Genomic DNA, 24,474 nt, shown 5'->3' with positions numbered 1-24,474 from the left:
GTCGTCCTCGGCCACGAGCAGCACGCGCTCGCCGCGCGCGACCGCGCCGGCGACGCCCTGCCAGAACGCGAGCGCGCGCTCGCGCGGCAGCGGCGCGAGGAAGCCGACCGATGCGCCGCCGTCGACGCAGTCGATCAGCAGCGCGGCCAGGGCGTCGACCCGGGCGGCGGCTTCGGCGCCGTCGAGACGGCGCAGGCGGATGTCGGACATGGCGGACGATTCCGGTGGAGGACGGCAGTGTCGCGGGCCGCTCCGCGGCGGGCAATACCGTCCCACGCCGCATTGCCCGGGCAGCGGGCCCTCAGACCAGATGCGGTTTGAGCACGGATTCCAGCCAGCGCAGGAACGCCTGCAGGCGTTTCGGCAGTTGGCGGCGATTCGCATAGAGCAGCGATACGGGCATCGGATCGGCGCGGAATCCGGGCAGCACTTCGACGAGATCGCCGCGCGTTAGCGCGGCGGCCAAGCCGGTCTCGGGCGCCTGGATCAGGCCGAGACCGGCCAGGCAGGCGGCCATGTAGGCCTCGGAGTTGTCGACGACGAGCGACAACGGCATCGCGCGCGTCCGCAGGCTGCCGTCGGCGGCGCGGTACTCGAAGTCCTCGGGTTTCGCACCGAGCAGCGGCGTGTAGCCGACCAGCCGGTGCCGGTCGAGTTCGTCCGGCGACTCCGGCACGCCGTGCGCGGCGAGATAGGCCGGGCTCGCGACGGTCAGCACGCGCAGCCGGCCGAGGGTGCGCGCGACGAGGCTGGAGTCGGCCAGGGTACCGACGCGTACGACGCAGTCGAAGCCTTCGCGCACGAGATCGACGCGGCGGTCGGTGCTGCTGAGCTGCAGTTCGAGGTGCGGATGCGCAGCGAGGAATTCGGGCAGCCGCGGCACGACGATGTGCCGCGCGATGCCGACCGACATGTCTACGCGCAGGCGTCCCGTGTAGGCTGCTTCGCCGGCCTGGAACAGGGTCTGCAGTTCGTCGGCGTCGGCGAGAAGGTCCTGCGCGCGTTCGCGATAGCTCAGGCCGTCCTGGGTCAGCTGCACGCGCCGTGTGGTCCGGTGCAGCAGGCGCGTGCCGAGCTGCGCCTCGAGCTGCTGCACGGCAGCCGAGACGCTGGCCTTGGGCAGTGCGAGCTGGTCGGCGGCCTGGGTGAAGCTGCCGAGTTCGGCGACGCGCAGGAAGACGCGGTTGGCCTGGAGAAAGTCCACGGTACGATCCATCGTTCGGAAATGGCGAACAGTCTAACCAGTAGGAGCTGATTTATCCGGCAAGTCGTCTCAATGAGACTGCCGCCACCGCGCCGACCGGCGCCTGATCACCGCACTGGAGATTCCCATGACCCGCAAGATCGCTCTCGTCACCGGCGGCAGCCGCGGCCTCGGCCGCAGCAGCGTCGTGCAGCTCGCCGCCGCCGGCATCGACGTGGTGCTGACCTATCGCAGCCGCGCCGACGAAGCCGCCGCCGCCGTGGCCGAGGTCGAGGCGCTCGGCGGCCGCGCCGTCGCGCTGCCGCTGGACGTCGGCGACAGCCGCAGCTTCGCCGCGTTCGCCGCGACCCTGGCCGCGCAGCTGCGCGACGTCTGGCAGCGCGACCGTTTCGACTTCCTCGTCAACAACGCCGGCGTCGGCGTGCACGCGTCGTTCGCCGCGACCGACGAAGCGCAGTTCGACGCGCTCGTGAACGTGCACTTCAAGGGCGTGTTCTTTCTGACCCAGGCGCTGCTGCCGCTGCTCGCCGACGGCGGCCGCATCGTCAACGTGTCCAGCGGCCTCACGCGTTTCGCGCTGCCGGGCTTCGCCGCCTATGCGGCGATGAAGGGCGCGGTCGAAGTGCTGACGCGCTATCTGGCCAAGGAACTCGGCCCGCGCGGCATCGCCGTGAACACGCTCGCGCCCGGCGCGATCGAGACCGATTTCGGCGGCGGCAGCGTGCGCGACGATGCGCAGCTCAACCAGTTCATCGCCGCGCAGACCGCGCTCGGCCGCGTCGGCCGTCCCGACGACATCGGCGGCGTGGTCGCCTCGCTGCTCGCTCCCGGCAACGGCTGGATCAACGCGCAGCGCATCGAGGCGTCGGGCGGCATGTTCCTCTGAGGCCCGGGCGCGGCCGCGCGGATGCCGGCCGCGCCGCCGCTTCGTCGCCGCGCGAGCGATCGCGCTGAGAGATCGGCGGCGCTCGCGCCAGTAACGACGGTATCCGCGGCGGCCGCCGGGCCGCGCGGATGCTGTCGCGAACCGGCCGGCGCAGGAGAATCGCATGCCCAACGTACCCAAGCGCGTGGCCGACCGGCTCGTCGCCAACATCAAGCGCTTTCAGCCGGTGCTCGCCGAAGCGCGCAAGCGCGACGTCGGCGAAGCCGACACGGTGACCATCGTCAAGGACATGCTGGCCGACGTGTTCGGCTACGACAAATACACCGAGGTCACGTCCGAATACGCGATACGCGGCACCTACTGCGATCTCGCTACGCGCATCGACAACGCGCTGCAGGCGCTGATCGAGGTCAAGGCGATCGGCCTGGAGCTCAAGGACGCGCACGTGAAGCAGGCCGTCGACTACGCCGCGAATCAGGGCGCCGACTGGGTGCTGCTGACCAATGGCCAGCACTGGCGCGTCTACCGCGTCGTGTTCGCCAAGCCCATCGATCACGAGCTCGTCGTCGAGATCGACTTCTGCGTGCTGAATCCGCGCGCCGACAGCGACATCGAACTGCTCTACCTCTGGTGCAAGGAAGGCTGGGTGCGCTCGGTGCTCGGCGAATACCACAACCAGCGCCAGGCGCTGAGCCGCTTCTTCGTCGGCGCGATGCTGCAGACCGACGCGGTGCTCGACGTGATCCGGCGCGAGCTGCGCCGCGTTTCGCCGGACGTGAAGATCGACAGCGAGCAGATACGCCGCGTGCTCGTCGACGAGGTCATCAAGCGCGAAGTACTCGACGGCGACAAGGCCGAGGACGCGCGCCGCAAGATCGCGCGGAGCGCCTCTCGCGCGCTGCGCGAGGACGCGCGCCGTCGGACCGAATCGCGCGACGCGGGTGCGGCGGCCGCGGCGCCGGAGAGCGCGGCCGACTGAGGCGGCGCGTTTGGCGCAGCGCCGTCTCAGCGCAGGCGCTTGCGTCGTCTTGTCGGTGCGGTGTTCTTCAACGCCTGCCAGCGATCGGCCTTGGCCTTGTGCGCGGCGTTGCGGCGTTCGCCCTCGACCTGGGCCCGGCGCGCCGCGGCGATGCGTTCGCGTTCGAGGCGGCGGCAGCGGGCGCAGCGTCGCGCGGTCGTCCAGGGGTCGCCATGCATGACCTCGTACCACCAGCGCTGCCGCGCCGCGGTCCAGACGCCCGTGACGCCGCAGTCCTTGCAGGTGAAGTCCTGGTCGACGTAGTAGCCGCGTTCGACGAAGCCCGGCATGGCGCAGCTGTGGTTGCGCGCGAGCCGGCTCGTGTCGACCGCCACGCGCCGGCCGAAGATCTCGGCACACCGGCGCGCGCGCCGGCCCAGCGCGGAATCGGCTTCGGTCTTGTGTCGTCGTCCTGCCGGTGCGGCGGTCGGCGAAGTGTCGTCGGGTTTGTGCATCGCGGACGCTCGTCGCGGCGGGGATCGAAAGCTACTTTACCCACGCGCCGCCGGGATGTCGGTCGGCGCGCGCAGCGATGCACTGCAAGAACCGGTGTTGCCGAAATTGCTCGACCGACGTCACCGACGATGCGCACGGCGGCGAACGGAAAAAATCTGCGCCGCGAATGAGGGGACTCTGCGCCGTTCGCCGTCAAGGAGATCTGTGCAGGTCGTCGCCAGGACGCCGATGTCCGCGCCGTCGGGAGAGAGAGCTGGACCGGTAGGGAAGGCCGATGGTCCCGCGCCGCACCGCGTGCCGGGAGTCGCGCTGTGCAGCGCGCGGGACCGCAGGAGCCGCCGTATCGGTCCAGCTCTCTCTCCCGACGGCGTGGCCGGAGTATCGCCGCGGGTCGCGATCGTTGAGTTGAAATTTCTGAGAATTTTTCAGCGACTGCCGCCGGTCGCGATGACCTCGGCCGGATCGAGATAGAACATGCGCTTCCAGCCCTGCGACTGCGCGGTCGCTTTCCAGGGCAGCGGCAGCAGCGACACCACGGCGTAGTGCAGATGCGGCGGTTTGCCGGCGGCGTTGCCGCTGTCGCCGACCGTGCCGAGCGGCGTGCCCGGCAGCAGCGGCGTCAGCGCGCCGGCCTGCACGGTGTCCAGGTGCGCGTAGTAGTGCAGCCGCCATTTCGGACCGAGCGCGACGACGATCTTGCCGCCGCGCGCGATCTCGCCGCGGAACAGCACGAGACCATAGGTCGTCGCGATGACGCGGCGCCCCTTCGGCGCGAAGATGTCGATGCCCTTGTGCACGCCCGACGCGCCCCAGGGCTCGAACCAGAACGAGCGCGGATTCCAGTCGCGCGGGCCGGCGCCTTCGACCGGAACCACGGCGAACTCCGGCGCGAGGAATCCGGCGGCGAGCAGCAGCGCCAGGACGACGAGCACGCGGCGCCGGCGCCTGCCGGTTGGCGCGGCCGGTGTGGTCGGATCCGCCGAAGTGGCGGCCGCTGCGGAAACCGCAGCCACCTGGGTGTCGTCGCGATCGGAGCGTTCGTCGTCGTGCACGGAGGATGGCCCAGGCTGGTCGAGGTCGGAAAACGCTGCCGGCCCGCGACGATCATAGTCGTATCGGTGCGGACCCTGGTCACGGACTGAAGGATTCCGCGCAAGGCGCCGGCGGCCGATCCCGAGCGCGTGCGCTGGCGTGCCGGCGCCGTTCGCCAAGCGGCGCCAGCCGGTTTCTCGTCGTCCGCTCAGCGCCGCTGCCTGTCGCGCGCCTCCGCCGCATGGCGCAGCGCGCGCAGCACCGCAATGCGATTCTGCAGCGGCTCCACGCGCAGCACGGTACACGGCGCCGTGTCGGCAGCCGCATGGGCAGAGGCTTCGCCGTCGGCATCGGCTTGGTCGGAATCCGTCGCCGCGGGTGCCGGCGCATGACCCGGCGGCACGCTGGCCGAGGCCGCATCGGCCGGCGCCGCGATCAGCAGGATCACGCGATCGCCGTGGCGCAGGTGGAATTCCTCGCCGGAGCCGCTGACCAGCGGCGACAGCACGGCGGAACCGCGTTTCTGCACGCGGTTCTCGCGGTATTCGCAGGTCAGAGCGGCGTCGTCGTTCGTCGGTTCGCCGGCCAGCAGCTGCTCGGGTACGGCCTCGATCGCGATGCCGAGCGAGGCGTCGTCGTCCTGCACGTCGACCGAAAGGACTTCGGCGACGACGATGCGCGACGCGCGCGCGGCGACGCTGTCCAGCGATTCGCGGACCACGCGTGTGCCGATCGCACCATGACTCATAAGAGCCAATGTAGCGGCGATCGATGCTGAAACAATCTTCCTTTTCATCGTCTGGTCGCGTCGTCGTTGCCGGATGCGCTGGCAGTCATCGTCCTCGTCAGTGCGACGATCCTGTTGCGAAGTGCTCCCGCGGGGCCTCGGACCGACAGTAGGTCAAGCGGTTTCGATCGCAAAAAAAAAGGCGGTCATTCGTCGAATGCCGCCTCTGCAGGATATGCGCTGTAATCGTGTTTTTGGGGCTATTCATTGCTCATTGAATCCATCTCCAGGACACGTAATAAATATTGACAGGGGAAACCTCCGTTGGCTGCCAAGTGTATTCCCCTTTTTCATCGGGCAGCAACCTTCCTGTCTGCCTGTTGGTCAGCGAGCCCGTCCGCCAATCGGTGATCTCGAATGTGACATCGGCCGCGTGGTCCTTCGGAAAGCGGACGACGTTGCGAAGTTCCGTGACTTTCCGGAAGCCGACGCCGACGAAGGAATGAAAAGGCGACATTGTCGAACTGGTGTCGTCCACGTCGTATTCAAGGCAGACATCGACAACGCGACCCGGTGCCAGCGGTGCGTCGAACTCCACCCGATAGAAGATGAAATCGTGCTGTGGGCCTGGGCCGGTAAGTTTCGCGGAGCGTGGCTCCACCAGCCGTGCCTTCATCGTGACGGAGCCGGTCGGACGAAACCTATAGGTGAAATATCTTGTCGGTGCGATGGCGCGGATGCGGTCTCGCCGTACTACCTTGCGCCCCGTCTTCCACGCGTCGACTTCGAAGGTGGTCAGTAGGCTTTCGAGCTCAGGATTGAGCACGGAATTCGGAGCGGGTTCCGGAGCTTCGCGTTTGCGCAGTTTCACGAACGGCACCACCAGCAGCAGGACTGCGGCGGTGATCAGGTATGGTGTCCCCGGAAGGTAAGGAAGGACGGCAGGGAAAGCACTGGTAAGGATGTTGCGTGCCGCCGAAACAGCGGTCAGCAGCAGCGCAAGACCTGCCAATAGGTAATAGGTCGCGCCCAGCGGCTGATGCCGGAATTCGCCGGTTATCGAGCGCCAGACTCTGATTGCCCAGTTTCCTTCTTCGGAAGACATCGTGGAAGCTTTCCCCATGAAAAATCTGAACATGTGTCCGCAGCACGGCTCCTGCGTTCTGCTGCCTTTCCCTCGCAACCTCCAAAAATCAGTGCCTGACTCCGGCTCGTTCAGGAAGATTCCCTGCAGGTCATCGCGGCTGAATCGAGGTCATGAAAACGTTCGCGCGGTCCGAGTAAACGCCGGCGAATCGCGTTGTGTATTGTCGGAAGACTGGCGGCTCGGCGGGAATCCTCTCATCGTGCCGCAGTCCCTACAAGCTGCCGGCTTTGGCAGCAGACTCGCTACGTTCCTGGCGATGCGCAGATTCTTTTCATCGCGGTGCGGCCATCGCCGCATCTTGCGTGTCTATCCGCCGTGCGGCCCCCTGCTGCAGCCGCAGCGGCACCCTCATTCGCGCACGAGCTCGGCGCCGTCGACGGTCATGCGCCAGCGGCCGTCGTCGCCGCGCCGCGGCGCGGCCGAGACGACGAAGGTCGTCGCGAACGGACCGACGCCGACGGCGAAGCTGTCGCCGTCGAAACGCTTGATCGGCGCGTCGATCTTCTTGTGCATGTTGCCGTTGCCCGTGGTGTACAGCACGCGGCCGTCCGGCGAGATTGACAGCCGCGTGCGCTCGTTGCGCCAGACGCCGGCGTAGTCCGCGCGCTCCGGCGGCAGCGGCTCGGCGCAGCCGGTCAGCAGCACCGCGAGCAGCAGCGCGAGAAGGAACGGCAGCGGCTTGGTCATGAGTCGATCCTGGCTGGCACGGGGCAGAGCGGCCGATCGTGCTGCCGATCGCGCCGGTGGCTTTGCGGCGCGAGCTTAGCGCATCTGCGTTCCGGCGCCGCCGTCGCGGCGGCGCCGGAACGCGGCGCGGGCCTCAGGCGTCGGTGTCGGCCGTGGTCAGGATGTCGGACACCACGGTCCACTGATTGTCCGGCCCCAGGGTTGCGGTCAGCGCGTAGACGTTCGGCGGGAATTCGACGGGCTGGACCTGGGCCATCGTGGACAGGTCGAGCAGCTGGCCCTGCACGAGATTGCCGAAGGCCAGGTAGTAGCCCGGTCGCGGCGTGAACATGGAGATCATGTTCGGCATCGCCTGCGTGACGACGCTGGGCTTGCCGGCCATGCCGATGCCGGTGGCGACGGCGTTCATCGGAATCGAGGTGTCCTGCACGACGCTCAGGCTGCCCGGCGGACTGCCGTCCTGCGGATCGTGCAAACGGAACGTGCGGTTCTGGCCGTCGTAGGACAGCGTGATCCGGTTGTTCTGCTGCGGGTCGGCCGGCACGATCTGGGCCGCGTCGACGACGACGCCGGGCGACAGCTGGCCCGTGCCGGACCAGACGAAGCAGAAGTCGGCATCGTCCCAGGTGAAGCGCACCTGCGTGCCCGGATACGCGTACTTGGCCAGCCAGGCGACGACGAGACTGCCGTGCTCGGCCGGGTTCTGCAGCACGGCGAGCGCGGTCGGCACGGTGGAATTGTTGATCAGGGTAATCTGGCGCTGGGTCATGGTCGTAGCCTTGGAGTCGCAGTGATTTTGTGGACGATGGCGCCGCCGCGGCGCGGCTGCTCGTCCTACGCAAGCGCTGTAACGGCGCCGCGCGCATCATGCGATCCGATGGCCGGAGGAATTTTTTCGCGGCATCGATCGCCGGTCGCGCCGGATGCAGTGGATTTCTGGCGATCGCAAAAAAGAGAAGCCGAGCGACGGGCGCCCGGCTTCACGCGGCCGACGGATCGTGTCCGCGGCTTAGGGGAACGCGGACTTGAAGTAGCTGATCGCGTCGAGCACGTCGGGCGTCAGGCGGCGGATGCCGTTCGGAAAGTCGTCCTTCGCGGCGCAGGTGCGGCAGGATTCAGTGCTGACCACGCCGATGACCACGTTGTTCGAACCGGCCCAGCGGTTGGTGTAGACGGCCGAACCGGAATGACCGCCGGACATGTCGCAGTTGGTCGTGAAGCGCGCTTTCCAGCCGTCGCTGCCGGCGGCGCCGAAGCTGCCGATGTGGCAGGCCGTCGCATCCTGGTAGGCCCAGCCCTGGCGGCAGGTCTCGAAGGTGTTCGGCGCGTTCACGAGGCCGCAGGCCGGGTAGCCGCGGTTGAAGCACTGCCCCAGGCTGAATGCATTGGCGTCGCAGTAGTCGTGCAGTGCGTCCTCGGTCAGCATGACGTAGCCCATCCAGCCGGTCTCGTCGCCGGGCGCCGTGCCGAGCACCATGATCGCGTAGTCGTCGGTCCAGTTGTCGTCGCTGAGGCGGAAGGACTCCGGCGTGAAATACCAGACCGCGTCGTGCGCGCCGTAGGGTTCGCAGCTTTCGTTGCCGCAGGTTCCTTCGCGGCCCGGACGGAAGCGCGTCTGCGCAATCGTGTACCAGAAGTCGCCGTCGCGGTCGTACAGGCAGTGCGCCGCGGTCAGCACGTGGCGGCGGCCGACCAGGGTGCCCGAGCAGCCCGACGTCGGGCCGCCGGCCATCTGGCCCATCGCGCGGAACGGAAACGCGGTGTTGTCGTAGCGCCGCGTGCGCGAGTCCTGGCCGTCGCTCCAGCCCTTGAGCATTCCGGCGACGTCGCCGGCCGCGGCCGGTTCGTCGTTGCCGTCCTTGGCGTCGCCCGAGGCCAGGCCCGACTGCAGCGCGAGGCGGTGCAGTTCGTGGGCGAGTTCGCGCGGCATCTCGATGCGGTACTTCGCGCCGGTCGAGGCATTGACCGCGGTCCAGTACTGATCGCCGGTACCGACGGTCTTGTCGTCGCCGGCCTTCGCGCTGCCGGCCGGCGGTGCCGCATCGCTGCCCGCGGCACCCGGTTCGGCGCCGGTCGAGGCGAAGCGCGCCACGCCGTCGTAACGCCAGACTTCCTGCGTGAAACCCTTGGCGCCCGGCAGGCCGGCCGTCACGTCGACGAGCAGGTCGGCGCCGGTCTCGGCGTCCGCGCGGCCGCCGGCCGCGAACGCGGCGCCGGTACAACCCATGCCCAGCATCAGCAGCAGCGCTGCACGAATCGCAGTGAATTTCATGACTCTCTCCTCCGTAGTGTCGATGGACGCCGGTCTTCCGGCGCTGTCCTCAGCACGTACGCAGAAGCGGGAGGCAGGGATCACGGCAGTACGGCGAACGTGGCGGTCAGGGCGCCGGTGCGTGCGCGCCGGCGCGCGCTCAGCGTGCGAAATGTGCCTGCAGCGCCTGCAGGGCCGCCGCTGTTTCGCGGCGTATGCGCCGACGCCCGAACACCAGATCGACGACGCGCAGCCAGCGCGGATGCAGCGCATAGTCGAGCATGCGCGTGAACGTCGTGCCCTCGCCGTCGGCGGCGAAGTCGTAGCGCAGCCGCAGCCGGCTGCCGTCGTCCATCGTCGCGACGGCTTCCCAGTGCACCGGACGCTGCGCGGCGACGACCTGCCAGCGCAGGCGGCGGCGGAAACCGGCCGCACGGATGTTTTCCTCGAAGGTCGCGCCGGCGGCGAGCGAGACCGGCGCGTCCGGCACCGTGCCGAGCGAGGCCGCATGCCATTCGTGCCAGCGCGACGGCGTGGTCAGGTAGTCGTAGGCCTGCCCGGTGGTCGCGGCGAGCAGGATGCGGCTGGTCTGCGAAGGCATGGCGGCTCCGTGTCGGTGGCGCGGCCGCTCAGGGCAGCCGCGGGTCCTCGGGTTCCCAGTGCAGGGTGCCGTGCAGCCAGTCCATCAGCGGGAACACGAGATTGAAGTTGCGCGTCTGCATGAGGTCGCGGCGATGGTGCAGCTGGTGCAGGCGGCGCATCTGCCGCAGCCACGGCAGGCGCGCGAGCGGATGGCTCGCCGGCAGGTGTTCGCAGGCATGGAACACCTCGTAGCTCAGATAGCCCGCGAGCAGGGTCGCGCAGAACAGCGCGGCGACGTTGGTGTCGACGAGGGAGAGCGCCAGATACGCCGGCACGAGTCCGGCACAGAACAGCACGATCAGCCAGGCCGGAAAGAAGATCACGCGCCAGTCGCGCGCCTGTTCCCAGGGCATGCGCGCCTCGACGAAGAAACTGTGGTGGTCGCCGGTATGGCGCTTGTAGAACAGCGCGCCGAGGCGATGCTTGTGGTGGCCGTAGCGGCGATGCACGGTGTATTCGCCCCAGTTGAACACGACCAGCGCCAGCGGCACGGCCAGCCAGTGCCAGGCCTGCGGCGCATCGATCCGCGCGGCCAGCACGGCCAGCGCGGCGGCGCCGAAGATCAGCACGAAGCCGCCGTGCAGCCAGGCGCTGTACCAGCGGCTGATGCGGTTGCGATAGCGCGCGCGGAAAGCTTCGGTGTCGTGGTGCATGCGGCGCTCCCGGCGTCGGATTTGCGGCCGCCTTCGCTTGAGGCGCCGGCCGCCGGCACTATATAGACCGACCGGCGCCGTCGCCGCCGCTTTTTTCCGATTCCATGCCGCTGGCGCATTTCCATCCCGCCGTCGCCCGCTGGTTCGAGCGGACGTTCTCCGAGCCGACCCAGGCCCAGCGCCTGGCCTGGCCGGCCGTCCGCGCCGGGCGCAATACCCTCGTCGCCGCGCCGACCGGCTCGGGCAAGACCTTGACCGCGTTCCTCGCGGCGCTGGACGACCTGGTCCGGCGCGGTCTCGAAACCGGCAGCCTGCCGGACGAGACGGCCGTAGTCTACGTCTCGCCGCTCAAGGCGCTGTCCAACGACATCCGCCTGAATCTCGACGCGCCGCTGGCCGGCATCCGCGCCGAACTGGCCGGGCTCGGGCTGCCCGAACTGGAGATCCGCACGGCCGTGCGCACCGGCGACACTCCGGCGGCCGAGCGCCAGCAGGCGTTCCGCAAGCCGCCGCACATCGTCGTGACCACGCCCGAATCGCTGTACGTGCTGCTGGGCTCGGTCTCGGGCCGCGCGATGCTGTCCACGGTGCGCACGGTCATCGTCGATGAAATTCATGCGGTCGCTGCGAGCAAGCGCGGCAGCCACCTGGCGCTGTCGCTGGAGCGCCTGCAGGCGCTGTGCGCGCAGCCGCTGGTGCGCATCGGCCTGTCGGCTACGCAGAAACCGATCGAGGCCGTCGCGCGCTTCCTGGTCGGTGCGGGCGACGGTATCACGCCGCCAACCTGCGAGATCGTCGACATCGGCTACGGCAAGGAGCGCGATCTCGCGCTCGAGCTGCCGCCGACGCCGCTCGGTGCGGTGATGTCGACCGACCAGTGGGAGCAGGTCTACGAACGTCTGGCCGCGCTCGTGCGCGCGCACGCGACGACCCTGGTCTTCGTCAACACGCGGCGCATGGCCGAGCGCGCGGCGCGCCATCTCGGCGAGCGTCTCGGCAAGGACGTCGTCGCCGCGCATCACGGCAGCCTCGCGCGCGAGGCGCGCCTGGACGCGGAGCAGCGCCTCAAGCGCGGCGAGCTCAAGGTGCTCGTCGCGACGGCGTCGCTCGAACTCGGCCTGGACATCGGCGACGTGAACCTCGTCTGCCAGCTCGCGACGCCGCGCTCGATCGCGGCGTTCCTGCAGCGCGCCGGCCGTTCCGGCCACGCGGTCGGCGGCGTGCCGAAGGCGCGCCTGTTCCCGCAGTCGCGCGACGAGCTCGTCGAATGCGCGGCATTGCTCGACTGCGTGCGCCGCGGCGAGCTCGACGCGCTGCGCATACCGGTCGCGCCGCTGGACGTGCTCGCGCAGCAGCTCGTGGCCGAGACCGCGAGCCGCGACTGGGACGAGGACGAGCTCTATGCGCTCGTGCGCCGCGCCGCGCCGTACGCGCGGCTGCGCCGCGAGGACTATTCCGCGGTCGTGCGCATGCTCGCCGAAGGCTTCACGACGCGCCGCGGCGCGCGCGCCGGCTACGTGCACCGCGACGCCGTGCACCGGCGGCTGCGCGAGCGCAAGGGCGCGCGCATGACCGCGCTGATGTCCGGCGGCACGATTCCCGACACCGGCGACTATGCCGTGATCCTCGAGCCGGATTCCCACACCATCGGCACAGTCAACGAGGACTTCGCCGTCGAGAGCCTGGCCGGCGACGTGTTCCAGCTCGGCAATGCGAGCTATCGCATCCTGCGCGTGGAACCCGGCCGCGTGCGCGTGGAGGACGCCAAGGGCGCGCCGCCGAACATTCCGTTCTGGCTCGGCGAGGCGCCCGGGCGCAGCGACGAGCTGTCGTTCGGCGTGTCGCGCCTGCGCGAGAACGTCGCGGCCGCGATCGCCGCGCACGGCGCCGAGGCGGCCGTGGCGCAGCTGCGGCGCGAGCCCGGTCTCGACGAGGAAGCCGCGCGGCAGATCGTCGACTACCTCGGCAAGGCGATCGCCGCGCTCGGCGAGCTGCCGACGCAGTCGCGCATCGTGCTCGAGCGCTTCTTCGACGAATCCGGCGGCACGCAGCTCGTGATCCATTCACCGTACGGCAGCCGTCTCAACCGCGCCTGGGGCCTCGCGCTGCGCAAGCGTTTCTGCCGCCAGTTCAATTTCGAGCTGCAGGCAGCCGCGACCGAGGACGCGATCATCCTGTCGCTGTCGACGAGCCACAGCTTCCCGTTGCCCGAGGTCATGCACTACCTGCATTCGGCGACGGCGCTCGACGTGCTCGTGCAGGCGCTGCTCGACGCGCCGCTGTTCGGCGTGCGCTGGCGCTGGAATGCGACGACCGCGCTCGCGCTGCCGCGCTTCGTCGGCGGGCGCAAGGTGCCGCCGCAGCTGCAGCGCATGAAGTCCGAGGATCTGCTGGCCACGGTGTTCCCGGACCAGGTGGCGTGTCTCGAGAACATCGTCGGCGAGCGCGAGATTCCGGATCATCCGCTGGTCGCGCAGACGCTCGACGACTGCCTGCACGAAGCCATGGACGCCGACGGCTGGCTCGCCTTGCTCGGCCGCATCGAACGCGGCGAGATCGCCGTCGTCGCGCGCGATCTGCCGCTGCCGTCGCCGCTGGCCGCCGAGATCCTCAACGCGCGGCCGTACGCGTTCCTCGACGACGCGCCGCTCGAGGAGCGGCGCACGCAGGCCGTGCAGAGCCGGCTCTATCGCGAAGCCGAATCGGCCGACGAACTCGGCCGGCTCGACGCGGCCGCGATCGACGCCGTGCGCGAGGAAGCCTGGCCGCAGCCGCGCGGCGCCGACGAGATGCACGAGGCGCTGGTCGGCATGGGCCTGGTCACCCTGGCCGAGGCGGCGTCGAATGCCGGCTGGAGCGACTGGCTGCAGGCATTGGCCGCCGCCGGCCGCGCGACGCGCGTCGCGGCCGGCGCCGCAGAGTTCTGGACCGCGACCGAGCAGCTGCCGCTGCTGCAGGCGCTGTATCCGGCCGCGGTCGCATCGCCCGAGGTCGCCGTGCCGGAGGAATACGCGCAGGCCGACTGGTCGCGCGAAACCGCCCTGCGCGAACTGCTGCGCGCGCGGCTGACCTGCCTGGGACCGGCGCGCGTCGACGCGCTCGCGCGCTCGCTGGGCCTGGAGACGGCCGACGTCACGACGGCGCTGCTCGCGCTGCAGGGCGAGGGCTACGTCATGCAGGGCCGCTTCAGTCCGGGCAGCACAGCCGACGAATGGTGCGAGCGCCACTTGCTCGCGCGCATTCACCGCTACACGCTCAAGCAGCTGCGCCGCGAGATCGAACCGGTCGCGCCGCGCGACTTCCAGCGTTTCGTGTTCGACTGGCAGCGTCTCGGCGACGCCGAGCGCCTGCGCGGCGCCGAGGCGCTGGCCGGCGTGCTCGGTCAGCTCGAAGGCTTCGAGGCGCCGGCCGCGGCCTGGGAAGCGGATCTGCTGCCGGCGCGCGTGCGCGACTATTCCATCAGCTGGCTCGACGAGCTCTGCACGGCCGGCCGCACCTTGTGGACGCGGCTGCGGCCCGGCGCCGGCGACGCGTCCGGGCGCGGCAACGCCTCGCTGCGCGCGACGCCGATCCTGCTGCTGCCGCGGCGCGCGGCGCCGCTGTGGATGCGCCTGGCCGCACGTGCCGACGACGCGGCGGAACCGAGTTCGCGCGCGCAGCGCGTCGCTGCGTATCTGGCCGAACACGGCGCGTCGTTCTTCGACGAAATCGCCGACGCGACGCGCCTGCTGCGCACCGAACTCGAAGACGCGCTCGCCGAACTCGTCGTGCGCGGCCGCGCTCATTGCGACAGCTTCGCCGGCCTGCGCGCCTTGCTCGTTCCGGCCTCCAAGCGCGACGGCGCCGGCTCGCGCCATCGCCGGCGCAAGCCGGCGCTGTTCGGCATCCAGGACGCCGGCCGCTGGGCGCTGATCCGCGTGCCCGAAAAGGCCGTCCACACCGAGGACGTCGAACACGTCGCGCGCGTGCTGCTGCGCCGCTACGGCGTGGTCTGCTGGCGCCTGCTCGAACGCGAGGCGGCCTGGCTGCCGCCGTGGCGCGAGCTCGTGCGCATCTACCAGCGTCTCGAAGCCAGAGGCGAAATCCGCGGCGGCCGTTTCATCAGCGGCATCACCGGCGAGCAGTTCGCGCTGTCCGAAGCCGTCGCCGCGCTGCGCCGCGTGCGTCGCGAGGAGCATCGCAACCAGTGGATCGCCGTTGCCGCGACCGACCCGGCCAATCTGCTCGGCACCCTGCTGCCCGGCGACAAGGTCGCGCGCATTCCCGGCAACCGCGTGCTCTACCGCGACGGCCTGCCGGTCGCGACGCTCGCGGCCGGCGAGATCGTGTTCCTCGACGACCTGAGCGCCGACGAACGGCACGACGCGACGCGCAGACTCCGCGGCCTGCCCGATCCGGTTCCGGTTGCAGGAATATCGGCCCCTGCGTCGCTGCGGCCGACGCGGTGACGGCGAGCATCGCGCGCGCCGCGCCGATGCACCCTCGCGAAAAGCGCGCCTTGCCCGATGCGGTCAGGCGCCGCGTGAGCGAGCCGCGCGCCGCATCGGTGCAGGGCTGCTGATCCGATCCGCCCTCGTTGCACGCTGCGCCTGCGCTCCGGTTGGAGCGCAGGCCGGGAGGACGGCTTCGTCGGGTCGCTGTCGATCACCTCGCCGGACGGGCAGGGCGCGAGGCCGTCGTCTTCGCCGTGTTCAGCGCCACGGCCGCGCGGATCAGCGCCGCGAACGCCTTCGCATCGATCGCGTCGCCGACGCGGAAGTCGATCGCGCGCCGCGTGTTGCCGTCGAGACTCGAATTGAACAGGCCCGACGGATCCTCGAGCGCGGCGCCGTTCGCGAACGTCGTCTTGACCCCCGCCTTGTAGACCTCGCCGGTGCAGAGGATGCCGGCGTGCGACCAGACCGGAATGCCCCATTTCCATTCCTCGACGACGTCCGGATCGGCCTGGCGGATGATCTCGCGCAGACGCGCCAGCGTTTCGCCGCGCCAGTCGCGAAGCTCGGCGATTCTGGCGTCGATCATCTGCGACGCGTCCGCCGGGTTCGCCGTTTTCGCGCGATTCGTCATTCCTTTCGAGCTCGGCTGAGAACGGGCGGCCGGCGCCTTCGTTGCCGCGGCTGCTTTCTTCGCCGGCGTGGTCTCCCTTGCCGCAGCCGCTTTCTTCGCCGGAGCAGTTTTCGTTGCCGCGACCTTTACCCCGGCCGCGGCCTTCTTCGCAGGCGTCGTCGTTCTCGCGCCGCCTGCAGTGCCGGTCGAGTCCATTTTTGTCTTCTTCATGAATTTTCCTCGTTGATCGGTTGGCCGGCGGAATCGCCGATCGACGGCAGGCCGGTCCGGCGGAGATTCCGCCGCCCGCGTCATGCCCGCGGTGGTTCACATGCGTTCGCCGGGCAGCCGGCTCGCCTGGCGGATCCAGTCGGCCAGCTGCGCCTCGTCGATCTCGTCGTCCTCGCGGATGTGGAAATAACGCGCCTGCGGCGTCTTCGATGCGACCGGCGGCAGCGGCCGCAGCGCCGCGCCGCGGAAGAATGCGAACTTGACGTAGCGCGCGTAGCAATGGACGCCGAGAAACCAGCCCTGGCCCCCGATCCCGTACAGCGGCGAGTTCCACTTGACCGCCTTATGCACCCCGGGAACCGTGCGTTCGACCAACGCGTCGAGCCGCCGGCCGACCGCGCTCTTCCAGCCCGGCATGGCGGCGATGTACGCCTGCACCGGCGCGTCGCCGTAGCCCTTGGCGATCTGCGGATTGCCGCCGGATAGCAGCCGCGGCGAATCCGCAGTCTCGCCCGCTGACGATGTTGCGGTTCCGCGCTTTTTCGCGGCGGTCCGCTTGGCCGTCGCCTTGCCGGAGGATTTCATGGACTTTGCAGATTTCTTGACGGCCATCATGCAGTCTCCGAACCGTAGACTCGCCGCTGCCTATATAGTCGAACCGGCGTGGTCCGAGAAAGCAGCCTCCGCAGATCACGTGCACTGACTCCGTGCCGCGCTTCCGCTGCGCCGGCTTGAGCCAGCCCCGCCGCGATGGCAGCATCACTCGGTGAGTTCCCGATCCGCCGCCACGCCGAACCTGCGCGATCTCGCGCGCCTGCGACGCGTCAAGGACCGCATCGACCGCAGTTACGCGCAGCCGCTGGACGTGGAAGCGCTCGCGCGCGGCGTGCACATGTCGGCGGGGCATCTGAGCCGCCAGTTCCGGCTCGCTTACGGCGAGTCGGTCTACGCCTATCTGATGACGCGGCGCATCGAGCGCGCGATGGCGCTGCTGCGCCGCGGTGATCTCAGTGTCACGGAGATCTGCTTCACCGTCGGCTGTTCTTCGCTCGGCACGTTCAGCACGCGCTTCACCGAGCTCGTCGGCGTGTCGCCGAGCGTCTATCGGCGCGAGGCGGCGCAGGCGACGGCCGGAATTCCGTCCTGCATGGCCCGGCAGGTGACGCGACCGGTCAGGAATCGAGAAGCGCCGGCCGCCGGGACCGACGTAGCATGACCGCCCTGTCCACACCGGGAGCACGACCGTCATGAACGTCACGATTCACGCGAGTTTCCTGCCGCACAACGATCCGGACGCCGCGCTGGCGTTCTACCGCGACACGCTCGGCTTCGAGGTGCGCAACGACGTCGGCTACAACGGCCTGCGCTGGATCACCGTCGGTCCGGCCGGCCAGCCGGGCACGTCGATCGTGCTGCATCCGCCGGCCGCGGGCCCCGGCATCACCGACGACGAGCGCCGCACGATCGGCGAGATGATGGCCAAGGGCACTTACGCGACCCTGCTGCTCGCGACGTCCGACCTCGACGGCGTGTTCGCGCGGCTGCAGTCCCGCGACGCCGAGATCGTCGAGGAGCCGACCGACCAGCCCTACGGCGTGCGCGACTGCGCCGTGCGCGATCCGTCCGGCAACCTGCTGCGCATCCAGCAGCGCTGACGCCGCATCCGCGAGAAACCCCGCGCCGTTCACCGATGTGCGTGAACTCGCGGCGTTCGCCGGCAGTTTCCACGGGAGAGACGCATGAACTGGAATACCTGGATACGGCAGTTCCATCGCTGGGTGTCGATCGCGTTCACGCTCAGCGTCGTCGCGACGTTCATTGCGCTGGCGCAGAACAAGCCCCTGGTGTGGGTGTCGTACGTGCCATTGCTGCCGCTGACCCTGCTCGTCGTGACGGGCCTGTATCTGTTCGCTCTGCCGTACCTGGCGCGTCGGCGTACGGGATCGGCGGACCGGCAGCAATAGAGCAGGGCGCCGGCGCGGCATCGGGTTCGCTCGGCGAAGGAACCCGATGCCGCCGTTCCGCCGGCCGGATCAGCGCAGCGCGTCGCGGATCTCGCTGTCCGGAAACGCGAACGCAGCGGCCGGCCCGGCGTCGGCGAGGATCTTCCGCGCGATCAGGCGATTCATCGGCGCGAGCACGCTGAAATGGTCGGCGCCGTCGACCGCGACGAAGCTCAGCCGCGGGTTCGTCGAGGCCAGGTTCATCGCATGGAACGGGCCGGCGTTGCCGCGATCCAGACCTTCGAACACGAAGGTCGGCGAGCGTATCGAGCCGAGCCAGCGTCCCGGCGAGCGCAGCTCGAGCTCCTGCGGCCGGTGCGTGTCGAACGGAAGGAGCTCGCTGCCGTAGCCGGCGATTTCGTCGACGGGGCCGAACGAGAACACGGCGCGGAACCGGTCCGAGTATTCGGCGGCGAGCAGGACCAGGGTGCCGCCGGTACTGTGCCCGCCGAGGTAGATGCGGTCGGGATCGACGTAGTCCAGCGCCGCCAGATGATCGGCCGCGGCGATCACGTCATCGACTTCGCCGAGAAAGCCTTCGCGCTGGCCGGGATTCTCGTTGCCGCCGCGCAGCGACGGAAACAGCATGACGACGCCGGCTTCGCGATACGCGGCGGCGGTCTGGTCGTTGCTCGCCGGCGCCGCCGTCCAGACGTCGCCGATGGAATTGCAGTCGCCGCCGGTGATCCAGACGATGGCCGGATGTTTCTTGCCGTCGTTCGGGTCGGGGGTCACGAAGGCGGCGAGCTTGCCGGCAGCCGCGTCGTAGGTAGTCGTGCGGAAGACGTCCGGCGGCGCGACCGGAATCGGCTCGCGCGGCGTGGTCTGGCGGATCAAGGCGCTGCGGAAGTTCTGCCGCGCCTCTTTCAAGGTCGCGGGCCGGGACGGCGGCGCTGCCGGTGCGGCGGCGGCCGGCACCGGCTTCGGCGGCGGCGGAGCCGGCGCGTCGCGTTCGCAGCCGGCCAGCGCGAGGCAGGCCAGCAGGCCGCAGACGTGTTTGGTGTTCATGGATTCCCCCGATGGATGCTCACAGGATCGCACAGGAAGGGGGTGGGTTCATGGCGGAACGCCGACGCCCTGACCGGAAAAGCAGTGTGTGGTCGTCCGTCGGCGGCTTTGCGAACGGGATCGGCAGTGCCTTGGCCCTGCGTCGTACGGTCGCTGGCGCGGCCACAGGCGAGGGATTACGCTCGCGCCCCCGATCGTCCGCGTGACTCCCGTGTCCAACCCTCCGACTCGCCCGCACGCGCCACGCATGCCGCTGCTCGCCACGGCGCCGATCCCCGGCGGCGGCGCGCTACGCCTGTTCCGCGACGGCGAGCACTACGTCATCAAGCTCGACGACGGCACCGATCTCATGTCCACGCGCCAGCACGGCTCGGAAGAAGCACTGGCCGAGCTCGCCTGCGCGCGCATCGCGGCACGTGCGCAGGCACGCGTGCTCGTGGGTGGGCTGGGGCTCGGCTACACGCTCGGCGCGGCATTGCGCCACGTGCGCGACGATGCCGAAGTCGCCGTCGCCGAACTCGTTCCCGGCGTGATCGAATGGAACCGCGACCTGCTCGGCGACTTCGCCGGCCAACCGCTGCGCGACGCACGCACACGCGTGCACGCGGGCGACGTCGCCGCGCTCCTGCGCACGCGCCAGGCATGGGACGCGATCCTGCTCGACGTCGACAACGGTCCGGACGGGCTGACGCGTGACGGCAATTCGCGTCTCTACGACGCGGCCGGATTGCGCGACGCGCACGCGTCGCTGCGTCCGCAAGGCGTGTTGGCGGTATGGTCGGCGTATCCGGCGCCGACGTTCACGCAGCGGCTGAAGCACGCCGGATTCGCGGCCGAGGAAATGCCGGTGCGCGCGCTCGGCAAGCGCGGCATGCGCCATCGCATCTGGCTGGCCACGCGCGCCTAGCGCGGCGCGTGCGCCCACTCGATTACGGCGCGACGACAGGGTCGCAGCCGAATGGACCGGACGCAAAAAGAAATCAATTCCCGGAAGCGATTCAGCGTGGTCATCGGCTGAGCGGTTTCGCCGCGCTCTCGCGCCAGGGCCAGTTGGTGCGTCGGCACGACGCCGGATCGGCGCGGGATTCAACGGATCGGGCGCAGCAGCAACAGCAGGCAGAGCGCGAGCATGAACGCGGCCATGACGGTGTCGAGCACGCGCCAGGCGCGCGGGCTGCGGAACACCGGCAGCAGCAGGCGCGCGCCGTAGCCGAGGCTCGTGAACCAGACGAGGCTCGCGGCACAGGCGCCCGCCGCGAAGGCCCAGCGCCCGGCGCCCGCATAGCGCGTCGACAGGCTGCCGAGCAGCACCATGGTGTCGAGGTAGACGTGCGGGTTGAGGAAGGTGAAGGCGAGGCAGGTCAGCAGCGCCCGGCGCCGGCTCGTTTCGTCGGCGCCGGTCGGTGCCAGCGCCGAGGAGCCGCGCCAGGCGCGCCGTGCCGCCAGCAGGCCGTAGGCGCCGAGGAACGCCGCGCCGCCCAGGCGCAGCGCCTGCAGTAGCGCCGGCCATCGCTGCACGAGTGCGCCGATGCCGGCGACGCCGCCGAGGATCAGCGCGATGTCTCCGAACAGGCAGACCGCGACGACGGTGCCGACGTGGCGGCGTCGCAGGCCCTGGCGCAGCACGAACGCGTTCTGTGCGCCGATGGCGATGATGAGACCGGCGCTCGCGGCGAAACCGGCGGAAGCGGCAGCGAGAAACATGGCGTGGTCCGCAGAAGGGAAGGCGCAGCCTGCCGGTCGGCACCGCTTCAGGAAAGCTAATTTTCCTTTAGGCTATGAAGCTTAGCTAATGCCGGGATTTCGCCGTGGACCTGATCCATCCGCAACTCGCCGCGTTCGCGGCCGTGCTCGAGGAGGGCAGCTTCGACGCCGCGGCGCGCCGGCTCGCAGTCACGCCGTCGGCCGTGTCGCAGCGGATCAAGGCGCTCGAGGATCGTCTCGGCCAGGTGCTCGTCGTGCGCCAGGCGCCGTGCCGGCCCACGCCGGCCGGCGAACAGCTGCTGCGCCGCGTGCGGCCGATGCAGGCGCTGGAAGCCGAGGCGCTGGCCGACTTCCTGCCCGAACGCAGCACACCGGCCGTCGCGCGGACGATTCCGGTCGCGGTCAACGACGATTCGCTGGAGACCTGGTTCATCGCTGCCGTCGCGCAGTTGCATCAGCGGTACGGCTATCTGTTCGACGTGCGCGTCGACGACCAGGACCACACGCTCGACCTGCTGCGCGACGGTTCGGTGCTCGGCGCTGTAACGGCAGAGGCGGCGCCGCTGCAGGGCTGCAACGTGCATGCGCTGGGCGCGATGCGCTATCGCGCGATCGCGGCGCCAGCGTTCGCCGCGCGCTATTTCGCCGCCGGCATCGCGGCGGAGACCCTGGCCCGCGCGCCGATGATCGTGTTCAACCGCAAGGATGCGCTGCAGTGGCGCTTCGTGCGCAAGGTCACGCGGGCGAAGCTCGCTCCGCCCATGCACTACCTGCCGACGTCGACGGGGTTCATCGACGCGGCCGCGCGCGGCCTCGGCTGGTGCCTCGCTCCCGAGTCGCTGATCGCGCCGGCGCTGCGCGAGAAACGCATCGTCATCGTCGATCCGGCCCGCCGGCTCGACGTGCCGCTGTACTGGCAGCATGCCGCGATCCGTTCGAGCACCTTGCAGCAGATCGGCCAGGTGCTGCGCGAGGCGGCTGCCGGCGTCCTGACCACGGCGGGCTGAGGACAGAAGAAAGGAAACGGATCGGGCGCGGCGGCCGCCGCGCCCGGCATCGAGATGGCGGACGCCGGGCGCGCGGCGCCGCTGCAGCACGTCCGATCCTGTCGTCCGCCGATTCCTACTGGAAGTCCGCGGCGAAGATCACGTCGTCGTGAGCCTCGTAGGCGCCGATGTCGATATGGCTGCCGAAGACGCGCGCGCCGCCCGACAGGTCCTGGGCCAGCGCGCCGCCCGGCGGCGAGTCCAGGCCGCGGTTGCGCGCCGGCGACTCGGGCGCGAGCGCGTAGCTGTTGCCGCCGACGAAGCGCGGATTCAAGGCGCTGTTCGCGCCGTTCGTGCTGCCCGGGCCGGGCGTGCCGCGCTGCGTGCCCTGAAGGTTGTTGGCGCTGTAGATCCGCGCCGTGTCGATGTCGAGATCGACGCGGTTGGTCCCGGCGTCGTTGCCGTGGATGATGTTGTTGGTCAGGTAGACCTGGCTCACCGAGGCCGTGGAGCTCAGCAGCTGCAGGCCGCCGGTGCCGTCGGCGCCGAGGGTCGACAGGTTGTCCGCGAACGTGTTGTTCGACACGTAGCTGCTCTTGCTGCCGAGCAGGGTGGAGCGGGTCACGTCGAGATAGACGCCGGCGCCGTAGCGCGCGACGTTGTCGACGACGAGGTTGTTGCGCACGAACAGCTGGCGCGCGGATGCCGCGAAGCCGCCACCGGAGCCGTTGTACACGGCGCAGCCGGTGAACACGTTCCGGTCGATCGTCAGGTCGCCGCTGTTGTTCGAGAACGACGCACAGCCGCCGCTGCTGCCGAACGTCGCCAGGCCGTTGCGCAGTTCGATGTTGCGGAAACCCGAGCGCGTGTTGTCGTCGATGTTCGCGTGCTGCCATTCCACGAAGAACAGCCGGTAGAGATTGCTGCCCTCGAAGATCGTGTCCTGCGGATATGCGCTCTGGGTCTGGCAGGTCGCGTCCCAGCCGCCGCTGATGCGCAGCATTTCGCCGTCGGTCACGTGCACCTCGAAACAGGCCAGCGCGTCGCACTGGGCCGCGGTCGGTTGGTAGAAACCCGAGCGGATCTTTACTTCGTCGGAGAAACCATTCGTGCTCGCTTCGGCCAGCTTGGCCTTGAGATCCGAAATCGTGCCGACGCAATAGGAGATGGCCCAGACCGGCTGCAGCGGCAGCGCCGCGAACACGAGCGCGAGCAAGGCAGGGAGGAGAAAGCGGGTACGCATGGTCTTGCTCCGGTGATGAGGAAGGCCGGCGCCGGCGGTCCGGCGCGACGCGGCAAGACTCGTGAAGCGCGGGCAGGTGTGCCTGACGGAAAGGTTTGGAGTGACTGACGCGGAAATTATTTCGTGTGCGATCAGCCCGTTGCGTCGGCTCGCCACCCGACGGCGCCCGGATCTCCACGGCCGGCGGCGGGCGCCGCACCGGTTCCCTGTCCGGAACGGGCCGCGTTCCCGTAACCTGCGCGCACCGGCGGAACGGGATTCCCGAGGAGCGAGACATGAGGCGTTGGCGCTGCCGCCGCGAGCGGATGAAGCTGGCCTGGAGCGTGTTCGTGCTGATGGCCGTGGCCGTTCCGCCGGTGCGCGCCGACGACGGCTGCCCCGACCTGACCGGGCATTACCGCGTCGACGGCTTCGGGCCGGTGCTCGGCGATGCGCTGGAGGCGTTGAAGCTCCAATCGGCCGGCTTCACCGACAGCGAAGTGAAGATCTCCGGCGACGCCGCGCAGTCGCTGAGCTTCTGGATCAAGAGCGGCCGCAGCGGCGCGATGGCGAGCCGGCCCAGCCTGACCCTGACGCGCGGCGCCCAGTACGACTGCGCCGCCGGCGCGATCGTGCTGCGCAATTCGGTGGAGTCGGCCCGCAAAACCGACGACGGCCATCTCGAAGGCCGCTCGGTCGTCAGGCTCTCGCGTTCCGGCGAGGGACTCGGCCTCTCCGCGGAGTTCCACGGCGGCCAGCGCTACACCTTGTACAGCTACGAGTCGGCGCGCATCAGCGTGCCCAAGCCCGGCACCGGCCGCACGGTGATCGACGGCATCCGCTGGCCGGGCATCCGCGAGCCGCGGCCCGCCAAGGATTACGTGCCGGCGCCGGACTCGCCGGCCGTCGCCGACCTGCGCCGCCAGCTCCAGGGCGTGCTCGGCGACGTGCGGCTCGGCGGGCTCGAAGATCGCGGCGGACGCGTGCGCGCGAGCCTCAACGCCTCGCGTGCCGAGGACGTGGTGGCCTTCGAGGATCGCCTGCACGAAGCCGGCCTGCTGTACGTCACGACTCAGGCGCCGGTCTGGTCGAACAACCAGTACTACATGGAGTTCCTGTTCGGCATCGCGCCGGGCATCACCGCACGCGGCTGGCATCCGAGCGTGTTCCGCGTGCAGCACGAGATCGATCGCCTGCGGTCTCCGATGATCAGCGTGCGCGGCATCAAGGACGCCGACGACGGCTATATCGCCGAGCTCGACGTGATCGGTTCCGAGTCGGTCGATCCGCTGCTGCAGCGCCTGCGCACGAACACGACGATGTTCCGTGCGATCGAAGTACTCGACGACGTTCCGCAGACCGACCGGCGCAACCTGCGCGTCGTGCGGCTGCGTCTGAAGACCAGCCTCGGCTGAGCGGCGGGTCGCGCGCGGAAGAGAACGCCGCCGGGCGGCTCGTCGGCGCGGCCGCTCGCCCGGCCGGTCGCATTCATGTTTTACCCATCAATCCTCAGGGTTGTGGGGGGGGGGGGGGGGGGCCCCGGGGGGGGGGGGGGTGGGGGGGGGGGGGGG

General features: G+C 69.8%; 24 protein-coding genes and 1 pseudogene. 9 read left to right on the top strand and 16 right to left on the bottom strand.

Annotated elements, in window-relative coordinates; translation table 11 throughout:
* Both NON22_RS06240 and NON22_RS06235 read right to left on the bottom strand, forming a co-directional pair.
* A pseudogene (locus NON22_RS06240) lies at positions 1 to 210 on the bottom strand (GNAT family N-acetyltransferase); the annotation flags it as partial.
* A gap of 91 nt (positions 211 to 301) precedes the next feature.
* Positions 302 to 1,204: a LysR family transcriptional regulator gene (locus tag NON22_RS06235; protein WP_257386070.1), complete on the bottom strand. Its 903-nt coding sequence runs from the start codon at positions 1,202 to 1,204 to the stop codon at positions 302 to 304.
* Positions 1,205 to 1,331: 127 nt separating this feature from the next.
* Between NON22_RS06235 and NON22_RS06230 the strand changes: the two genes are divergently transcribed.
* Together NON22_RS06230 and NON22_RS06225 are read left to right on the top strand one after the other, a co-directional pair.
* Positions 1,332 to 2,090 carry an SDR family NAD(P)-dependent oxidoreductase gene (locus NON22_RS06230; protein ID WP_257386069.1) on the top strand — a complete coding sequence of 253 codons (759 nt, stop codon included), beginning with the start codon at positions 1,332 to 1,334 and terminating at the stop codon, positions 2,088 to 2,090.
* A gap of 163 nt (positions 2,091 to 2,253) precedes the next feature.
* Entirely contained in the window at positions 2,254 to 3,069 is an 816-nt protein-coding gene (locus tag NON22_RS06225; RefSeq protein ID WP_257386068.1) for a type I restriction enzyme HsdR N-terminal domain-containing protein, read from the top strand.
* Positions 3,070 to 3,095: 26 nt separating this feature from the next.
* On the opposite strand, the gene NON22_RS06220 is transcribed toward NON22_RS06225, so the two are convergent.
* From NON22_RS06220 to NON22_RS06180, 9 genes are all read right to left on the bottom strand, one after another.
* Positions 3,096 to 3,563: a zinc-ribbon domain-containing protein gene (locus NON22_RS06220; RefSeq protein WP_257386067.1), complete on the bottom strand. Its 468-nt coding sequence runs from the start codon at positions 3,561 to 3,563 to the stop codon at positions 3,096 to 3,098.
* A gap of 426 nt (positions 3,564 to 3,989) precedes the next feature.
* On the bottom strand, positions 3,990 to 4,496 hold the full coding sequence (locus NON22_RS24885; protein WP_257386066.1) for a M23 family metallopeptidase: 507 nt from the start codon (positions 4,494 to 4,496) through the stop codon (positions 3,990 to 3,992).
* A 308-nt stretch (positions 4,497 to 4,804) separates the two neighbouring features.
* Entirely contained in the window at positions 4,805 to 5,392 is a 588-nt protein-coding gene (locus NON22_RS06210; RefSeq protein WP_257386065.1) for a hypothetical protein, read from the bottom strand.
* A gap of 202 nt (positions 5,393 to 5,594) precedes the next feature.
* Positions 5,595 to 6,428 carry a hypothetical protein gene (locus NON22_RS06205; protein ID WP_257386064.1) on the bottom strand — a complete coding sequence of 278 codons (834 nt, stop codon included), beginning with the start codon at positions 6,426 to 6,428 and terminating at the stop codon, positions 5,595 to 5,597.
* A 390-nt stretch (positions 6,429 to 6,818) separates the two neighbouring features.
* Positions 6,819 to 7,157, bottom strand: a complete 339-nt coding sequence (locus tag NON22_RS06200; RefSeq protein ID WP_257386063.1) for a hypothetical protein — start codon at positions 7,155 to 7,157, stop codon at positions 6,819 to 6,821.
* Positions 7,158 to 7,290: 133 nt separating this feature from the next.
* Positions 7,291 to 7,926, bottom strand: a complete 636-nt coding sequence (locus tag NON22_RS06195) for a hypothetical protein (protein WP_257386062.1) — start codon at positions 7,924 to 7,926, stop codon at positions 7,291 to 7,293.
* Between the two features lie 240 nt (positions 7,927 to 8,166).
* Positions 8,167 to 9,429: a trypsin-like serine peptidase gene (locus tag NON22_RS06190; RefSeq protein ID WP_257386061.1), complete on the bottom strand. Its 1,263-nt coding sequence runs from the start codon at positions 9,427 to 9,429 to the stop codon at positions 8,167 to 8,169.
* A gap of 139 nt (positions 9,430 to 9,568) precedes the next feature.
* The gene (locus NON22_RS06185; protein ID WP_257386060.1) at positions 9,569 to 10,009 is read right to left on the bottom strand and encodes an SRPBCC family protein; all 441 of its coding nucleotides are present in this window, start codon (positions 10,007 to 10,009) and stop codon (positions 9,569 to 9,571) included.
* Positions 10,010 to 10,037: 28 nt separating this feature from the next.
* Positions 10,038 to 10,703, bottom strand: coding sequence for a sterol desaturase family protein (locus NON22_RS06180; protein WP_257386059.1), 666 nt, complete (start codon positions 10,701 to 10,703; stop codon positions 10,038 to 10,040).
* Positions 10,704 to 10,807: 104 nt separating this feature from the next.
* Between NON22_RS06180 and NON22_RS06175 the strand changes: the two genes are divergently transcribed.
* On the top strand, positions 10,808 to 15,151 hold the full coding sequence (locus NON22_RS06175) for a DEAD/DEAH box helicase (protein ID WP_257386058.1): 4,344 nt from the start codon (positions 10,808 to 10,810) through the stop codon (positions 15,149 to 15,151).
* 196 nt (positions 15,152 to 15,347) lie between these two features.
* On the opposite strand, the gene NON22_RS06170 is transcribed toward NON22_RS06175, so the two are convergent.
* Positions 15,348 to 15,770, bottom strand: a complete 423-nt coding sequence (locus NON22_RS06170) for a DUF1801 domain-containing protein (RefSeq protein WP_257386057.1) — start codon at positions 15,768 to 15,770, stop codon at positions 15,348 to 15,350.
* A 306-nt stretch (positions 15,771 to 16,076) separates the two neighbouring features.
* Positions 16,077 to 16,565: a DUF1801 domain-containing protein gene (locus tag NON22_RS06165; protein ID WP_257386056.1), complete on the bottom strand. Its 489-nt coding sequence runs from the start codon at positions 16,563 to 16,565 to the stop codon at positions 16,077 to 16,079.
* A gap of 181 nt (positions 16,566 to 16,746) precedes the next feature.
* On the opposite strand from NON22_RS06165, the gene NON22_RS06160 reads away from it, so the two are divergent.
* The 3 genes from NON22_RS06160 to NON22_RS06150 all read left to right on the top strand — a co-directional run bounded on the left by NON22_RS06160 (position 16,747) and on the right by NON22_RS06150 (position 17,944).
* Positions 16,747 to 17,196, top strand: a complete 450-nt coding sequence (locus NON22_RS06160) for a helix-turn-helix transcriptional regulator (RefSeq protein ID WP_257386055.1) — start codon at positions 16,747 to 16,749, stop codon at positions 17,194 to 17,196.
* 31 nt (positions 17,197 to 17,227) lie between these two features.
* Positions 17,228 to 17,635: a VOC family protein gene (locus NON22_RS06155; RefSeq protein ID WP_257386054.1), complete on the top strand. Its 408-nt coding sequence runs from the start codon at positions 17,228 to 17,230 to the stop codon at positions 17,633 to 17,635.
* An 84-nt stretch (positions 17,636 to 17,719) separates the two neighbouring features.
* Positions 17,720 to 17,944: a hypothetical protein gene (locus tag NON22_RS06150; protein ID WP_257386053.1), complete on the top strand. Its 225-nt coding sequence runs from the start codon at positions 17,720 to 17,722 to the stop codon at positions 17,942 to 17,944.
* Positions 17,945 to 18,013: 69 nt separating this feature from the next.
* Here the strand turns inward: NON22_RS06150 and NON22_RS06145 are convergent, their stop codons facing one another.
* Positions 18,014 to 18,991, bottom strand: a complete 978-nt coding sequence (locus NON22_RS06145; protein ID WP_257386052.1) for an alpha/beta hydrolase family protein — start codon at positions 18,989 to 18,991, stop codon at positions 18,014 to 18,016.
* Positions 18,992 to 19,238: 247 nt separating this feature from the next.
* On the opposite strand from NON22_RS06145, the gene NON22_RS06140 reads away from it, so the two are divergent.
* Positions 19,239 to 19,898 (top strand): polyamine aminopropyltransferase, encoded by a 660-nt coding sequence (locus tag NON22_RS06140; protein ID WP_257386051.1) that lies wholly within the window; start codon positions 19,239 to 19,241, stop codon positions 19,896 to 19,898.
* Between the two features lie 179 nt (positions 19,899 to 20,077).
* On the opposite strand, the gene NON22_RS06135 is transcribed toward NON22_RS06140, so the two are convergent.
* Positions 20,078 to 20,695, bottom strand: coding sequence for a LysE/ArgO family amino acid transporter (locus NON22_RS06135; protein ID WP_257386050.1), 618 nt, complete (start codon positions 20,693 to 20,695; stop codon positions 20,078 to 20,080).
* Positions 20,696 to 20,799: 104 nt separating this feature from the next.
* On the opposite strand from NON22_RS06135, the gene NON22_RS06130 reads away from it, so the two are divergent.
* The gene (locus NON22_RS06130; protein WP_257386049.1) at positions 20,800 to 21,702 is read left to right on the top strand and encodes a LysR family transcriptional regulator ArgP; all 903 of its coding nucleotides are present in this window, start codon (positions 20,800 to 20,802) and stop codon (positions 21,700 to 21,702) included.
* A 115-nt stretch (positions 21,703 to 21,817) separates the two neighbouring features.
* On the opposite strand, the gene NON22_RS06125 is transcribed toward NON22_RS06130, so the two are convergent.
* A complete protein-coding gene (locus tag NON22_RS06125) occupies positions 21,818 to 22,924 on the bottom strand; it encodes a right-handed parallel beta-helix repeat-containing protein (protein WP_257386048.1) in 1,107 nt (368 codons plus the stop codon).
* A gap of 275 nt (positions 22,925 to 23,199) precedes the next feature.
* Between NON22_RS06125 and NON22_RS06120 the strand changes: the two genes are divergently transcribed.
* Positions 23,200 to 24,318: a hypothetical protein gene (locus tag NON22_RS06120; RefSeq protein WP_257386047.1), complete on the top strand. Its 1,119-nt coding sequence runs from the start codon at positions 23,200 to 23,202 to the stop codon at positions 24,316 to 24,318.
* Positions 24,319 to 24,474 lie beyond the last annotated feature (156 nt).

The organism is Tahibacter caeni, from assembly GCF_024609805.1.
Lineage (GTDB): Bacteria > Pseudomonadota > Gammaproteobacteria > Xanthomonadales > Rhodanobacteraceae > Tahibacter > Tahibacter caeni.
The sequence above is the reverse complement of the archived record's forward strand: the minus strand, read 5'-3'. Positions and strand labels throughout refer to the sequence as shown.